Genomic DNA, 15,861 nt, shown 5'->3' on the forward strand with positions numbered 1-15,861 from the left:
GCCAAACGGCCTTCGCACTTTCTTTAGTCATAATCCCGCTCATCGTCAGGCTGCTCCAGAACCGTGTAAGCGACCGCGCAAAACAGCGAGTTCAGACGCTTCATATCGCCCAGCAAGCCTAGGTGCAGCGAACTGGTTTCAATGCTCTGAATGTTCTGCTGATGTAACCGATCAACATGCGAGTGTGAATAGCGGCGTATTTTCAGGCGAAAGCGGTGTTTGGCGCGGCGTAGCCGCTTAGCGCTGGTAACATCGTGAGATAAAAATACCGACAGGCTCAGCCGTAGATTCGCGATAAGCTGCTCATGCAAGGCTTCCAGCTCTTTCAGGCCCTCGGGCGAAAAGGTTCGCCGGGCAGCCAGAGATTTATCGGCGACGTCCCCGCTCATGCGCTCGATAATGTCACCGGCCTGCTCCAGATTCAGCGACATTTCTATGATTTGCCCCCAGCGGCGGGAATCCTCCTCTGATAAATCCTCTTTCGGCATGCGCGCCAGATAGAGTTTGATGGCGGTATACAGGACATCCACATCATCATCCAGCCGCCGTACCGTGCGTTCTGCCCGCGACTCGCCGCGCACCACCTGCAGAAACGTATCCAGCATCTGCTCCAGCACGTCGCCCATACGCAACGCTTCGCGCGCAGCATTCACCAGCGCCAGAGCGGGCGTATCCAGCGCGCTGCTGTCAAGGTGTCTGGGTTTTAGCGTGACGTCACTTTCGGCATCGTCCGCAATCAGTCGACGGCACAGGCGTGCCATCGCATCGGCAAAGGGCACCATGATAATGCAGCGAAACAGGTTGTAGAAAACGTGAAAGAAGATCACCAGCTCTTCGTCATTAACGGGCAGTTTATCCAGCCAGCCCGCTACGGTTTCAACAAAGGGCAGAATTATTACACAACCCGTCAGCTTAAACAGAAAGCTGCCCATTGCAACGCGTTTACCGGCCGCATTGGATCCGCTGCCGTTAATAACCGCCAGTAAGCCGCTGCCCAGGTTCGCGCCGATTACCAGGCACAGGGCCACCTTGAAGGCGATCACGCCTGTGGCGGTCAGTGTGGCGGTAATCAGCACAGCGGCGAGACTGGAGTAGCTGATAATGGCAAAGACGGCTCCGAGCAGAGCGTCCAGCATGACGTCACCGGTTAAACTGGAAAACAGAACCTGCACGCCAGCCGCCTGGGTAATCGGTCGGGCGGCTTCAACAATCAGCTGTAGCGCCAGCAGAATTAACCCCAGACCTATGCTGGTCCGGCCAAGCTGACCTGCCCGGCTTTGTTTGCGACTCAGGAAGAAAACCACGCCAAAAAAGATAAACAGCGGGGAAAGCCAGGAGAGATCGAATGTCAGGACGCGCGCCATAATGGCCGTACCGACGTCAGCGCCCAGTATCACTACCAGAGCGGGTGTCAGGCTGACAAGATTTTGAGCCACAAACGAGGTAACCAGCAGCGTGGTGGCATTACTGCTTTGCACCAGCATCGTTACGCCGATACCGGCAAGAAACGCCATCGGCTTCTTTTCCACGCTGCGACTGAGCACCCGGCGCAAATCGGCCCCGTAAACGCGCATAATGCCGGAGCGCGTAATGTGCGTGCCCCAGACCAGAAGCGCAACGGCAGACAGTAAGTTAAGCAGGGTTAACACGTAACGTTGCTCCTCAACCATCAGGCTTACGGCATGACAGATTGCCAGCCTGATGGAGAGCGCAATCTGCGAACATGGCTGCCGGACGTTGCGAACTTTTTTCCAGTGTTTTAAATGACCTGCGCAGCGTCGGCCCCTTTAAATGTAGACCACTCTGCGGATACCTCACGACAAATCCGGCTGGCCTCAGGCGGACCTTTCCCGCCGCGCGCGGCCGGTGCGCTTTTTTCTGTGGTCAGTGAAGGGCGTGGCGACAAAGTCAGTACGGCAGGTGATCAGCGGAATAACGGCAACAGAAGTACGGGTTGTGCCGTTCGCCCAACCCGCCAGACCCGGGGCGGCAGTTTACTGTATTCCTGCCGCCAGAAGCGGGAAGAGGATCAGAGCGAAACCTGTGCCAGCAGATCGTGATGCACCGGCTTGTCATGAGGAACGCCGAGCAGTGTACACAGCGTGCCGCAGAGATCGGTTTGTTGCAGTTCCAGCCCAGGCTTTAGCGAGAACCCGTCACCAAAGACAAACAGGGGAACGGTCGTTTCCTCCGGCAGCATGCCACCATGTGAGCGGTCGTCGTTCATGCCATGGTCGGCGGTCACCATCACCTGATAGCCTTCTGCCAGCCAGCCAGGCATCCATTGCGACAGGTAACCATCCGCCATGCGTGCCCGGTTACGATACTGGGGCGAGGACAGGCCATGTTGATGACCGGCATAATCGATATTCATTGGATGGATGAGGAGGAAGTCCGGGTTGTGCCGCAACCTCAGGCTCTCAGCATCTTCAAACAGGTGCGAATCGGGGTAACTGTCGTCAACGTAAAAGTGCCCGAACTGGACAGGCAGGGCCGGCGCTTCGGTATGACGATCGCGCGCGGGCTCGAAAGGGCTGCGGTTGTAAAGTTCACTGATCCAGTGATAAGCCGCTGCGGCGGTGGTCAGGCCCGCATCACGCGCATAGTGAAATACGCTCTGTTCGTGACTCAGGCGGTTTACCCCGTTGTGGATGATTCCACTTTGCACAGGCGCAACACCGGTCAGAATGCATTCATACAGCGGACGCGACAGAGAAGGCAGTGCACAGGTGAGATGATAATAATGCCCTTTACCTTGCGCACATTCTGCGTGCAGATAACCCATCGCATGATGGGCAACGTGATGGCTCAGGCCGTCCAGAATCACCAGAATTGTTTTCATGTTGTCCTCTCTTGCTGCGGCGTCTTCACGCCACAGGGGGCGTTTGTCTGCGTCTCTGACGTCGGGCTGTTTTAACGCCGCCAGCGCAACGCCGTCCGGCCGCATCTTAATAGTTGAGTAAGTGCACACTAACCTGACGTAATCCCGTAACCGTTAATGCGGAACAGATTAAGCCTGGCCGGGCATGAACGCCGCTGTTGGCTGCGCGGAGGCCAACAGCGGCGTTCATGCCTCAGGACGCTTATCCATTGAGTCGGGTATGAAAGCGGGCGCTAGCTGACTGCCGGGGTTGAAAAACCGAGCCAATGTAAATGTCGGATGTTAAAACCGTATGACAGGACGGCACGACGGAGTGGGTCTGCCAGCCGATATGATCGGTCTGTCCGGTTTGCTTTCATCAAAAGACAGGTTCGTACGGTCCCGGCGGTATAACCCAGGATGCCGGGGCTGGCATTCCATCGCGCAGTCTGGTGATTTGAAAGACGCTGTTAAGTAAGCCTGACGGCTATATTGTGATTTACGTCACACTAAAGCATGATAATGCCAGAAAACATCCCTTTATTTTCGAGGCGTGAAATGAGTGATAAAAACCCGATAGCACAAAAGATAGCGCGCCTGATGCAATGGGTGCTGAATGCAGGATTGCTGATTCTGGCGTTCATTTTAATGGTCTTCCTGGGCAAAGAGACGGTCCATTTAGCCAACGTCCTGTTCAGCACGGGCGAGCAGGCGTCCTCCTATCTTCTAATCGAAGGCATCGTGATTTACTTCCTTTACTTTGAGTTTATTGCCCTCATCGTGAAGTACTTCCAGTCGGGTTACCATTTCCCGTTACGCTATTTCGTCTATATCGGCATCACGGCTATCATCAGGCTGATTATCGTCGACCACAAAAATCCCTTTGATACGCTGTGCTACTCGGCTGCTATTCTGCTGCTGGTTATCACCCTGTGGCTGGCAAACAGTAACCGGCTTAAGCGCGAATAACCTCGCGTTTGCATGACGGACGGGTGTGCCGTGAATCGCTCTGCGCTAAACTACCTGCCTGAAAATTTTTGGGGGAAAGTGTCATGACGCAAGACCCGCTCCGTTTATTACGTTCACTCAACTGGCTGGCGCTGGACGGTGCTGCTCTGTCGCCATCACTTCGTGACTGGCTGATGGAGGAGGACTCTATGACCAGGCGCTTCGAACAGCATTGCCAGAAGGTCAGGGTGGAGCCCGTTCGTGAAGGGTTTATCCACGCTGACGAATTAGGTGACGAAGGTGTGCTGTTACCCGCTGATCAGCGCTTCTGGCTGCGTGAAGTGATCCTGTACGGCGACGAACAACCCTGGCTGGCGGGACGCACGCTGGTGCCTGAAAGCACCCTGAACGGTCCCGAAGCGATGTTGCAGCAGCTCGGAACGCGGCCGCTGGGACGTTACCTGTTCTCCTCTTCAACCCTGACACGCGATTTTATCGAGCCCGGTAACGTCGAATCGCTGTGGGGACGTCGGTCGCGCCTGCGTTTATCGGGGAAGCCCCTGCTACTAACCGAATTATTTTTACCGGCGTCGCCGGTTTACCGTTACCAGGGTTAAGGATTTGACCTGTGCAAAACAGACAACAAATGACCAAATGGCAGGCTTACAGCCGCCTCATGCGAATTGATAAACCTATTGGCACACTGCTGCTGCTGTGGCCGACGTTGTGGGCGCTGTGGCTGGCTAACAGGGCGATGCCGCCGTTACCGGTACTGATCGTGTTTGTCGCGGGCGTATTTGTCATGCGTGCAGCTGGCTGTGTGATCAACGATTATGCTGACCGTAAAGTCGACGGCCATGTGGAACGCACAAAGCTCCGGCCACTGGCCAGCGGTGCTGTCACGGCGAAAGAGGCTAAAATGCTGTTTGTGGTACTGGGGCTGATCGCGTTTGGCCTGGTACTGAGCATGAACCTGATGACGATTATGCTTTCTGTTGTCGGGCTGGCGCTTGCCTGGGTTTATCCTTTTATGAAGCGCTATACGCATTTGCCGCAGGTAGTCCTTGGCGCCGCATTTGGCTGGGCAATTCCCATGGCCTGGGCCGCGGTTAGTGAGTCCTTACCTCTGGTTTGCTGGCTGGTCTTTCTGGCCAACATTTGCTGGACGGTGGCCTACGATACGCAATATGCCATGGTGGATCGCGAGGACGACCTGAAGATTGGCGTGAAGTCCACAGCCATTCTGTTTGGCCAGTACGACAAATTGATTATCGGCCTGCTGCAACTGGCGACGCTGGGGCTGATGGCGCTGGTAGGGACACGGCTGCATCTGAATGGGGCGTTTTACTGGACGCTGTTACTGGCGGGCGGTTTATTTGTTTATCAGCAAAAACTGATCGCAAAGCGCGCGCGTCAGGCCTGTTTCCAGGCGTTTCTGAATAACAATTATGTAGGGCTGGTGCTGTTTCTCGGCGTGTTAATGAATACTCCGCCGTTCTTAAACCTGTTATAGGGCAGGCACCGAACGTAGCGCCAGTGCGATGCACAGTGTGAGGTTCAGTAAGCAATAAAAAAGGCGACCAGTCAGGTCGCCTTTTTTTGTCATGCCAGCACGTTAGCTGTGTGCAACGGCGCTCTCGATGGTCATACGGACATCGCTGGTGACCAGTTCTGCCAGAATGTGCCAGGTCGCCAGCGTCTGCGCCACATCCGCATCGCCACTGTCGCTGATATAGCCTTCATCGCGCAGGGTCAGTACCAGTGTAGAGAACACCGCTTTATCGAAAAACTCAGGCGCATTGATGCCATGCAGTACGCTCAGACGCTGGGCCAGCGTACGGCTCTCTTTTTCCAGCGTGCCGCGGTTGATGGTGGGCTTGGCGCTGAGAATCGAGAAGGTGATGGCGTAACGTTGCAGCGTTTCACGCACACCGGCAGCCAGCAACTGCAGCGTACGGTAACGTGCCGTGTTGAACGACAGCAGACCTGCCTCAACGGTAATCAGTCCCTGGCGCGCCAGCTCCTGGCATAAGTCAGCCAGCAGCTGCGGCAGCTGGTCGTTGCCCCAGCGCAGGAACAGCTCGCTCTTCAGCATGGGGTAAATCAGGCTGACCTGGCGCAGCAGTTCGGCTTCGCTCAGGTTACGGTGCTGCTGGATGATGGCCGCAATCAGAGAGGGCATCACCAGCATATGGTGGATGTTATTCCGGTAATAGGTCATCAGTACCGCCTGCTCGCGCGGCAGAATAATGATGTCGCCGATACTGTCCTTCTCACTCTCAAACTTGTTCATACTCAGCGCGTGATCCAGCAACGCTTCCGCAGACATGTCAGGCAAAGTGGCATCCGGCGAGTAGGGCACATTACGTAATAACTGGGTATAGCATTCCAGCTGCTCAATCAGCTGTTCACGGGTCAGTGAACGCTGGCGTGAAGCGAGCAGTGCCGTTACGCACAGGTTCATGGCGTTCGCGGCCCCGGCTTCATTAATACGTACCATGATGGTGGCGGCGATATCATTGGCCGTTGGCGTTAACCAGCCCGGACGTTGCGCTTCAATGGGATCGATAGACTCACGCCATTCCGGTACGCGCTTGTTCAGATAGTTAATCAGCGGCAACGGCTCACCAAAGTTCACATAACCCTGGCCCAGGTTGCGCAGCTTACGCAGGCCGCGCACCATCTGCATAAAGCCTTCTTTCTCTTTTGCCGCACCGCGTAGCTCTTTAGCGTAAGTACCCACTTCCATTACATGTTCATAACCGATGTAAATGGGCACTAACGTGATAGGTCGCGTGCCGCCGCGCAGCATGGCCTGCAGCGTCATAGAGAGGGTGCCGGTTTTCGGATCCAGCAGTCGGCCGGTACGTGAGCGTCCACCTTCCACGAAATACTCGACGGAATAGCCGCGGGTAAAGAGCTCGCCAAGGTATTCACGGAACACGGTTGAATAGAGCTTGTTGCCTTTAAAGGTACGACGAATAAAGAAGGCACCCAGACGACGGAAAATCGGCCCGGCAGGCCAGAAGTTCAGGTTAATCCCTGCGGCAATATGCGGCGGAACCAGGCCCTGGTGATACAGCACATAAGACAGTAGCAGGTAGTCCATATGGCTGCGGTGGCAAGGCACATAAACAATTTCATGGCCGTCCTGCGCCAGCTGACGTACCCGCTCACCGCCGTTAACGTTGATCCCCTGATAGAGTCGGCTCCAGAGCCAACCCATCACGCGGTCGGTGATACGAATCGCTTCGTAGGAAAAGTTGGCCGCAATTTCTTCCATCATTTCAATGGCGTTTTGCTGCGCTTTCTCATGGGAGATTTTCTTGCTACGCGCCTCGTCTTCCACAGCTTTTTCAATCGCCTTCGACTGCAACAGGCGATTGAATAAATCCTGGCGAGCCGGCAGGCGCGGTCCCACCGCAGCCAGGCGCTGACGGGCAAAATGGATGCGCGCTACGCGAGCCAGCTTCTGCGCAATCGACTTGTCGGTACCGTGTTCGGTCGCCATACGACGCAGGGAGACCGTGGGCGAAAAACGCACAAAACTGTCGCGGCCATGCCAGAGAACGGCAAAGAATTTTTGAATGCCGTTAAGGAGCCGCAAATGAGGCGGATGATCGTCGCCCTGGACTTCCCGACCTGGCGCACGGCCAAACATGACTGAAACCGGTAACATCTGAACATCAAGTTCAGGATTGCTGCGGTGCAGATCAAGATACTCGTGGAAGATTTTGACCGATTCAAGGCTGGGCACGAAATAGGGGAACACACGCGGACCGTCATTGATAAAGACATGACGCGGCAACAGGGCGCCGTCTATCTCCAGCGGAATAAGCGGATCAGGCAGATCGTGCCGGATACACTGCGCGCGTAAAGTCAGGAGATCGGCCTTTGAATCATAAGGCAGGACATACATAATAGGCCGGGTAGGATCCAGCCCATGTTCGGACACGGGATCAGCCGGAATGGCCTTACTCTTTACCAGAAATGAAAGGGGTAAGTTCAGCAATTTATAGAAAATTTTACGCCAACCTGACATAGACAACATGAAGCCTCTTGTTAGCAAAGCGGCGCAAGCATATCAGAACGCGCAGCAAAAATCTGTGACAGCGACAATTGTGCGCTGCCCGGTATTGACGTCAATCCTTTGAAAAGAGTTCCTTTATCATGACAAATAATGTCACCGGCATTACCCGGATTGTGAAAGCGGCTGGCTACTCATGGCAAGGTCTTCGCGCCGCCTGGCAGCATGAAGCTGCCTTCCGCCAGGAAGCCGTAATTTCACTGGCGGCAATTATCCTGGCCTGCTGGCTGGATGTCGATACTATTTCGCGCATCCTGATGATTGGCGCGGTCATGCTGGTGATGATTGTTGAAGTTCTGAACAGCGCCATCGAAGCGGTGGTGGACCGCACAGGGCAGGAACGTCACCCTCTTGCCGGCCGTGCCAAAGATATGGGATCGGCCGCTGTTTTGCTGGCAATAGTACTGGCCCTGTTCGTTTGGGGAACGCTACTTTGGTCGCATTTGCGATAAGCATTCCATCTCCCGTCAAATTACTGATTTTGGCCTGACTTTTGGTTTCCATTTCACCAATACCTGTATATACTCACAGCGACTGTATAAACAACCAGGGGGCGGGATGAAAGCATTAACCAGCAGGCAGCAACAGGTCTACGACTTGATTCGCGACCACATTAACCAAACGGGCATGCCGCCTACGCGTGCAGAAATTGCTGCGCAACTGGGCTTCCGCTCACCTAACGCGGCAGAAGAGCATCTGAAAGCGCTGTCGCGTAAAGGCGTGATTGAAATCGTCTCTGGTGCGTCCCGCGGTATCCGTTTGTTAATGGAAGAAGAACCTTCAGATGGCCTGCCACTCATTGGGCGCGTTGCGGCGGGTGAGCCGTTGCTGGCCCAGGAACATATCGAAACCCACTACAAAGTGGATCCAGACATGTTCAAGCCCTCTGCCGATTTCCTGCTGCGCGTTAGCGGCATGTCAATGAAAGACATTGGCATCATGGATGGTGATTTGCTGGCCGTGCATAAAACGCAGGAAGTGCGTAATGGTCAGGTGGTGGTAGCGCGCATTGACGACGAAGTCACTGTGAAGCGCTGGAAAAAACAGGGATCAGTGGTGCATCTGTTACCTGAAAATACGGATTTTGAGCCTATCATTGTCGATACGCGTGCGCAGTCGCTGACGGTTGAAGGTCTGGCGGTTGGCATCGTACGTAACGGTGAGTGGTTGTAACTCTTCTTAAGGTTGGCTCTTTACGTCAACCTTGACGTTACCCAGTCTGCCCCTGTTTTGCCGCTGTGGGTTCATCTGTAACACCAGCGGCGCATTGCACGGACGTTACATGCGCTTCCTGACAGCTACCGATAAAAAACTGTGGCGGCTGGCGCTGCCCATGATCCTGTCAAATATCACCGTTCCTCTGCTCGGCTTAGTCGATACAGCCGTTATTGGCCATCTCGACAGCCCGGTTTATCTGGGCGGCGTTGCGGTCGGGACGACCGTTACCAGTTTCATCTTCATGCTGCTGCTTTTTCTGCGGATGAGTACGACAGGCCTGACGGCTCAGGCGTTTGGCGCGGGCGATAAAACGGCGCTGGCGCGCGCATTGGCACAGCCCCTGATCATTGCCTTACTGGCTGGCAGCCTGTTTATTGCCCTGCGTCATCCTGTTACGGCATTAGCAATCCGCTTTATCGGCGGAGAGGCCGCCGTGCTTGAGCAGGCTGCGCTGTTTATCCATATTCGCTGGCTCAGTGCGCCCGCCATGCTGGCTAACCTGGTGATTCTGGGCTGGCTGCTGGGCGTACAGTATGCCAGAGCGCCGGTCATCCTGCTGGTGGTGGGCAACGTTATCAATATTCTGCTGGACCTCTGGCTGGTGCTGGGGCTGCACTGGGGCGTAGCCGGGGCTGCAGCCGCGACGGCTATCGCGGAATATGCGACGTTGCTGGTCGGGGCACTTATGGTCTGGCGCGTGCTGGCGCTGCGCGGCATCACGCTGCACAGTCTGGTCCATAGCTGGCGTGGCGATATCCACCGCCTGCTTCGCCTGAATCGCGATATCCTGCTGCGTACCTTACTGTTACAGCTTTGCTTTGCCTCTCTGACCGTGCTGGGAACGCGTATCGGACCTAATGTGGTGGCGGTAAATGCCATCCTGCTGATGTTCATGACGTTTACCGCCTATGCGCTGGATGGCTTTGCTTACGCCGTCGAAGCCTTTGCTGGTGAGGCACACGGCGCAAAGGACGGCAGCAGGTTGCAACTGGTATGGATTGCTGCCTGCCGTCAGGCCCTGTCAGTCGCGCTGTTTTTCTCCCTGGTCTATGCTGTTTGTGGCTATCAGATCGTGGCTCTCCTGACATCGATTCCCGCCCTTCAACAGGCGGCTGACCGTTTTCTGCCGTGGCAGGTTGTCATGCCGCTGGTTGGCGTCTGGTGCTATCTGCTGGATGGCATGTTTATTGGTGCGACCCGCGGAAGAGAAATGCGCAACAGTATGGCGATTGCCGCACTGGGCTATTTCCTGACGCTGTTAACCGTGCCTTTTATCGGTAATCACGGTTTATGGCTGGCGATAGCCGTTTTTCTGGCGCTTCGCGGCCTGTCACTTTGGCTGGTCTGGCGCAGGCACTGGCGCAATGGCACCTGGTTTAGCGCCTGAGCAACTTGCCTGAAATATGACGCAGGATACATAAAATTTTCATTTTTTCCGGCAAAACTGAAATTAGCTACTACAATTATCTTTGAATGGCGCTATTAAACAGCGCTTTATATCGTAATTTTGCCTGATGGTAAAATAAAACGAAATCGAAGGATGACGTGGAGGTCTGCAATGAATAAAGACGAAGCGAGTGGTAACTGGAAACAGTTCAAAGGAAAAATGAAAGAGAAATGGGGCAAGCTGACCGATGATGACATGCAAGTCATTGAAGGTAAACGCGATCAGCTGGTCGGCAAAATTCAGGAACGTTACGGCTACGCGAAAGATCAGGCGGAGAAAGAAGTAACGGACTGGGAAGGTCACAACAAGGATTACCGCTGGTAATCACGTTATTCAGGGATGCTCCTACCCGGGCCGGTACGCTCATGCCGGCCAGACCGCACAAGGATGTGCAATTAACTTCGTTTACTGCGTTTCTTCCCGTCAGCCTGATGGTCATGACCACAATGTTCATGCTGTTCACAGGCTTCAACTTCCGCACAGTTTTCACATAACCCGTGCGCCTCTATCACGCTATGCCGTAGGACAAAGCTTGCCTCTTGCGCCAGCGATGCGATGATTTTTTCTGCGCCCTGCGCCTGCTTTTCCGTGACCACTGCACAGCGATCGCAGACCAGCATCACCGATGTATGGGCGGGTGCGTCGAAATGGTGACACATCACATAGCTGTTATTGGACTCGACGCGGTGGATAAAACCCTGCTCAAGAAGAAAATCCAGCGCACGGTAGACGGTAGGAGGCTTGGCCTGGGGCTCACTGACACGCAACTGATCAAGCAGGTCATAAGCACTGATCGATCCTGGCTGTCCGGCCATCAACCGCAGGACCTCTGCGCGCTGGGTCGTCAGGCGTACACCGCGCTGTAAACACAGTTTCTCAGCCTGGGTCATGATTTGCTCTGGCGTCATGGTTGACATGGAATTTCTCCGTTTGACAGGTGATGTTATCTTATCACATTAATGATACGTACGATGCACCTTGCCTGTCTGCACCTCCTCCCTTTACCCGTGCTTATCTGTTCCTTACGACTTTGCGCCCGTCTGCGATGCCAATATATGTCAGAATGTTTGTAAATATTTTTTCCTTTTGCTTTACATCTCACTGAGTTAAGAACTAATGTTTAAAAGTTCTTAATAAAGTGCTGGTCCCGGCCTCCTTCTTTTAACGCTTTTTGGACGGTAACCAGACATAACGGATCGAAAAATAATCAATCAATGGAATTGCGCCACTATTTACTCTGAATTCACAGCAATAAAGCGTTAGCCATCCTCCACAATGGGGCTAACAAACTATTCGGTCGTTAATGTTTTAACGGCAATTTTTCAGGTGATGATAAGCAAATGGCAAAATTAACCGTCCCACGTTCCGTTCTGGTTTTCCCTGCAGTGTTTAATGCTCTGGTTTTTTCATCATCCGCGCTGGCCGCGGGAACCTGGTACGATGCCCGTAACGATGCAATGGGGGGAACGGGCGTGGCGTCCTCTACCTACGGGTCTGCCGTTTTAGCTAACCCGGCGTTAATGACCAAAGCGAAGCCCGATGACAACGTCAGCATCATTTTTCCCAGTGCGGGCGCGCAAATTACTGATAAAGACAAGATGGTCGATAAGATCGATAACATTACTGACACGGTAAATCGCTATCAGGATCTGTTTGATAATGCCTCGACGTTAGAGCTGCTGCGCCGTATTCCTGAGATTCAGGCTGCGTCAGGGGATCTGGCCAATACGCTCAGAGATTTACGCGGTAACAAAGCCAACGCGACAGCAGGTGTCGCGATTGCAGTCACCGTTCCGAATGAAACGCTGCCTTTTGCCTTTGTCACCAAAGCCTATGGTACGGCGCATGTCCGCGCGAATGTAAAAGAAGGCGATATCGTTATTTTACAAGGCGTGGCTGACGGAACGTTTGCCGGTATTCCTGGCGGTGTATTTGGTCTGCCTAATGTACAAAACTTGCTGGGCTCCAGCGCGAACGGGCTGGCTGCGCTAAATACCGATTATGGTATCGCCGTTGCCCATGAGTTCACGATTGCCGGCCATCCGGTGTCGATTGGTGTGACGCCTAAGCTGCAAAAGACCTGGCTGTATAACTATTCCGCCAGCGTGTATAACTACGATAAAAACGATTTACGGGATGGCCGCTACCGCAGCACCGAAAGCGGGTTCAACGTTGACGCCGGCCTGGCGACGGTATTCGCAGAAAACTGGACATTAGGCGTGACCGGACAGAACCTGGTATCACGTGACCTGCAAACCAAAGAGGTGAATGGCTATCAGGATACCTATGAAATCCGTCCATTAGTGACGGCGGGTTTAGCCTGGGATAAAGGGCCGGTAACGCTGACAGGCGATGTTGACCTGACCGAAACGCACCGTTTCAAATCTCAGGAAAACAGCCAGTATGCAGGCGTGGGCGCGGAATATCGCGTACTGGACTGGTTGCAGTTACGTGCCGGTTATCGCGCAGATATGCGTTCCAACGACGAAAATGTGGCGACCGCAGGCTTTGGGCTGTCACCGTTCAACAATTCTGTGCATCTGGATCTGGCAGGCTCGGTGGGGCAAAACAATACCTGGGGTGCCATGGCGCAACTCGGATTTAACTTCTGATTACGTGCCATTAACGGGCGGGCGATACCTTGTCGCCCGCCCTTATGCTATCCTTGCGCAGAATATCATCACTGTTAACCACCGGATCGACTGCGCTTCATGACCGACACTTTTTCCTCCCAACGCTTCTCTGTTGCCCCCATGCTCGACTGGACGGATCGTCACTGTCGCTATTTCCATCGTCTGCTGACCGGCGATACGCTTCTGTATACCGAAATGGTCACCACGGGAGCCATTATTCACGGTAAAGGCGATTATCTGGCCTTTAATGAAGAGGAGCACCCGGTCGCGTTACAACTGGGCGGCAGCGATCCGGCTGCACTGGCGCAGTGTGCGGAGCTGGCTGAACAGCGCGGTTACGATGAAGTTAACCTCAATGTGGGTTGCCCGTCAGATCGTGTTCAGAATGGCCGCTTTGGTGCCTGCCTGATGGCGGAAGCCGGGCTGGTCGCTGACGGCATTAAAGCGATGCGTGATGTGGTGGATATTCCGGTCACGGTCAAAACCCGTATCGGTATCGATGAACAGGACAGCTATGCCTTCCTGACCGATTTTATCGGCACTGTGGCAGAGCGCGGTGGCTGCGACACCTTTATCATTCATGCGCGCAAGGCATGGCTTTCGGGTCTGAGTCCGAAAGAAAACCGCGAGATTCCACCGCTTGATTACCCCCGGGTTTATCAGTTAAAGCGTGATTTTCCACAACTGACGATTGCCATTAACGGCGGCGTGAAAACGCTGGAAGAGGCTAAAACACATCTTCAGCACCTGGATGGTGTCATGATGGGCCGCGAGGCCTATCAAAACCCCGGCATCCTGGCGCATGTCGATCGGGAAGTGTTTGGCCGGGAACAGCCTGCCGCTGATCCGGTGGCGGTGGTGCGCGACATGTACCCTTATATTGAAGCCGAGCTGGCAAAAGGCACGTACCTTGGCCATGTGACGCGCCATATGCTGGGGCTGTTCCAGGGGATCCCTGGCGCGCGCCAGTGGCGTCGTCACCTTAGCGAGAATGCCCATAAGCCCGGTGCCGATGTGCGGGTACTGGAGGCTGCATTAGCACTGGTCGCCGATAAGATCCCTCAGGAAGCCTGATACAGTTAAACCAGCCAGCCGGCTGGTTTTTTTTCACCATAATCTGGTGAATTTCGCCAGGTTGATTTTGCATACTTCATACTTAACTCATCACTATCAACAGGTTACTTGTTGGCATGGTTCTTGTAATACGTAACGTATTCATCGTGAGGAGTGAACAAATGGACATTATTTTTGTATTCGGTTTCTTCCTGATGCTGTTGCTGACTGGCGTGTCTTTAATCGGCGTCATTGCTGCCCTGGTCGTGGCCACGATCGTGATGTTTGTCGGCGGCATGGTGATGCTGATTGTGAAGGTGCTACCCTGGCTACTGCTGTCCGTGGCCGTAGTATGGCTCTGTCGGCGCTTTTTCACTGACGAAGACACTCGCCAGCGCGTCCTGTACAGGCGCAGGATCCGCAGGCTGGAGCGGAATGGCAGGGGATAAATGTGTGCGTGATCACACAGTGAAAAATTGGTGCTCAGAATATTAACAACAATCATACTTTTTACTTATGTTTTCTGTCAGGATAGCTGTCGTTGATTCATAACATATTCATCGCTTCTGCCCCTACATCAGTGCGAATGAAAAATAAAAGAAGGGCTTCCTGCGGGAAGCCCTTTTTACATCAGGGAATCAGCAGGCTCGATCCCTGCGTCGCGCGGCTCTCCAGTAACTGGTGAGCGCGGCTGGCCTCTTTCAGTGCAAATTTTTGCTGCTCGGGCACATCGACCTTAATGGCGCCACTTGCCAGTAAAGAGAATAATTCTGCACTGGCCGTTTCCAGCTCCTGACGATTGGTGATGTAGCCGAACAGGGAAGGACGGGTAACAAACAGCGAGCCTTTCTTATTTAAAATGCTGAGATCAACATTGGTCACCGGCCCTGAAGCATTCCCGAAGCTCACCATCAGTCCCTGACGACGCAGGCAGTCCAGCGAGGCTTCCCAGGTCGCTTTCCCCACAGAGTCGTACACCACGCCAACCTTGTTGCCGCCGGTCAGCTCACTGACCCGTTGTGCAATGTCCTCTTGCTGATAATTAATGGTGGCCCAGGCTCCCGCGTTTTTGGCCAGTGTCGCCTTTTCGGCGGAGCCGACGGTGCCGATCAGATGGGCGCCGAGCGCTTTTGCCCACTGGCAGGCAATCAACCCCACGCCACCCGCCGCGGCATGAAACAGAAAAATTTCGTCGGCTTTGAGCTTATAGGTCTGTCGTAACAGGTACTGCGTCGTCAGGCCTTTCAAAAAACTGGCGGCAGCCTGCTCGAAACTGATGGCGTCGGGTAACAGCATCAGACGGTCTTCCGCCACGTTATGCAGCTCGCTGTAAGCCCCGAGTGCGGCCTGACAGTACACGACGCGATCGCCGGGTTTGAAACGCGTGACCGCCGATCCCACGCGGGTAATCACGCCCGCCGCCTCGGTGCCCAGACCAGAGGGAAAATGACCTGTCGGATACAGCCCGCTGCGCACGTAAGTATCAATATAGTTAATGCCAATCGCGCGGTTTTCGACCTGGATTTCATTATCGGCGGGATCGGCAGGCTCAAAATCAACCCAGGTCAGGACATCCGGGCCACCGTGTGCGTTGAACTGAATACGCTTTGCCATG

General features: G+C 54.3%; 15 protein-coding genes. 10 read left to right on the plus strand and 5 right to left on the minus strand.

The genetic code is table 11. The annotated features are described in order from the left end of the window. Positions 1-23 precede the first annotated feature (23 nt). Positions 24-1,649, minus strand: coding sequence for a Na/Pi cotransporter family protein (locus RAC65_RS16015; RefSeq protein ID WP_006121547.1), 1,626 nt, complete (start codon positions 1,647-1,649; stop codon positions 24-26). A 380-nt stretch (positions 1,650-2,029) separates the two neighbouring features. After that, entirely contained in the window at positions 2,030-2,842 is an 813-nt protein-coding gene (locus tag RAC65_RS16020) for an alkaline phosphatase family protein (protein WP_033739245.1), read from the minus strand. Between the two features lie 576 nt (positions 2,843-3,418). On the opposite strand from RAC65_RS16020, the gene psiE reads away from it, so the two are divergent. From psiE to ubiA, 3 genes are all read left to right on the plus strand, one after another. Next, positions 3,419-3,829: a phosphate-starvation-inducible protein PsiE gene (psiE, locus tag RAC65_RS16025; protein WP_006121549.1), complete on the plus strand. Its 411-nt coding sequence runs from the start codon at positions 3,419-3,421 to the stop codon at positions 3,827-3,829. Between the two features lie 83 nt (positions 3,830-3,912). Beyond that, entirely contained in the window at positions 3,913-4,425 is a 513-nt protein-coding gene (gene ubiC, locus RAC65_RS16030) for a chorismate lyase (protein WP_039339077.1), read from the plus strand. Between the two features lie 29 nt (positions 4,426-4,454). Then, a complete protein-coding gene (ubiA, locus tag RAC65_RS16035; RefSeq protein ID WP_217271717.1) occupies positions 4,455-5,321 on the plus strand; it encodes a 4-hydroxybenzoate octaprenyltransferase in 867 nt (288 codons plus the stop codon). A gap of 102 nt (positions 5,322-5,423) precedes the next feature. Here ubiA and plsB read toward each other — a convergent pair whose 3' ends face one another. Further along, the gene (gene plsB / locus RAC65_RS16040; RefSeq protein ID WP_039339074.1) at positions 5,424-7,850 is read right to left on the minus strand and encodes a glycerol-3-phosphate 1-O-acyltransferase PlsB; all 2,427 of its coding nucleotides are present in this window, start codon (positions 7,848-7,850) and stop codon (positions 5,424-5,426) included. A gap of 128 nt (positions 7,851-7,978) precedes the next feature. On the opposite strand from plsB, the gene RAC65_RS16045 reads away from it, so the two are divergent. From RAC65_RS16045 to RAC65_RS16060, 4 genes are all read left to right on the plus strand, one after another. Next, positions 7,979-8,347: a diacylglycerol kinase gene (locus tag RAC65_RS16045; protein ID WP_006121553.1), complete on the plus strand. Its 369-nt coding sequence runs from the start codon at positions 7,979-7,981 to the stop codon at positions 8,345-8,347. A 106-nt stretch (positions 8,348-8,453) separates the two neighbouring features. Continuing rightward, the gene (gene lexA / locus RAC65_RS16050; protein ID WP_006121554.1) at positions 8,454-9,068 is read left to right on the plus strand and encodes a transcriptional repressor LexA; all 615 of its coding nucleotides are present in this window, start codon (positions 8,454-8,456) and stop codon (positions 9,066-9,068) included. A gap of 109 nt (positions 9,069-9,177) precedes the next feature. After that, positions 9,178-10,500, plus strand: coding sequence for an MATE family efflux transporter DinF (gene dinF, locus RAC65_RS16055; protein ID WP_375096879.1), 1,323 nt, complete (start codon positions 9,178-9,180; stop codon positions 10,498-10,500). Between the two features lie 171 nt (positions 10,501-10,671). Then, entirely contained in the window at positions 10,672-10,884 is a 213-nt protein-coding gene (locus RAC65_RS16060) for a CsbD family protein (RefSeq protein ID WP_006121556.1), read from the plus strand. Between the two features lie 71 nt (positions 10,885-10,955). On the opposite strand, the gene zur is transcribed toward RAC65_RS16060, so the two are convergent. Then, positions 10,956-11,477 carry a zinc uptake transcriptional repressor Zur gene (gene zur, locus RAC65_RS16065; RefSeq protein ID WP_058707822.1) on the minus strand — a complete coding sequence of 174 codons (522 nt, stop codon included), beginning with the start codon at positions 11,475-11,477 and terminating at the stop codon, positions 10,956-10,958. Positions 11,478-11,900: 423 nt separating this feature from the next. Here zur and RAC65_RS16070 point away from each other — a divergent pair, with 423 nt between their 5' ends. From RAC65_RS16070 to pspG, 3 genes are all read left to right on the plus strand, one after another. Next, positions 11,901-13,172 (plus strand): conjugal transfer protein TraF, encoded by a 1,272-nt coding sequence (locus tag RAC65_RS16070; RefSeq protein WP_033738961.1) that lies wholly within the window; start codon positions 11,901-11,903, stop codon positions 13,170-13,172. A gap of 99 nt (positions 13,173-13,271) precedes the next feature. After that, a complete protein-coding gene (dusA, locus tag RAC65_RS16075; protein WP_375096880.1) occupies positions 13,272-14,267 on the plus strand; it encodes a tRNA dihydrouridine(20/20a) synthase DusA in 996 nt (331 codons plus the stop codon). A 161-nt stretch (positions 14,268-14,428) separates the two neighbouring features. Next, on the plus strand, positions 14,429-14,695 hold the full coding sequence (gene pspG / locus RAC65_RS16080; protein ID WP_375093991.1) for an envelope stress response protein PspG: 267 nt from the start codon (positions 14,429-14,431) through the stop codon (positions 14,693-14,695). Between the two features lie 181 nt (positions 14,696-14,876). On the opposite strand, the gene RAC65_RS16085 is transcribed toward pspG, so the two are convergent. After that, the gene (locus tag RAC65_RS16085) at positions 14,877-15,860 is read right to left on the minus strand and encodes a quinone oxidoreductase (RefSeq protein ID WP_162286160.1); all 984 of its coding nucleotides are present in this window, start codon (positions 15,858-15,860) and stop codon (positions 14,877-14,879) included. Position 15,861 lies beyond the last annotated feature (1 nt).

This window comes from Pantoea sp. BS_8, assembly GCF_041954965.1.
Lineage (GTDB): Bacteria > Pseudomonadota > Gammaproteobacteria > Enterobacterales > Enterobacteriaceae > Pantoea > Pantoea stewartii.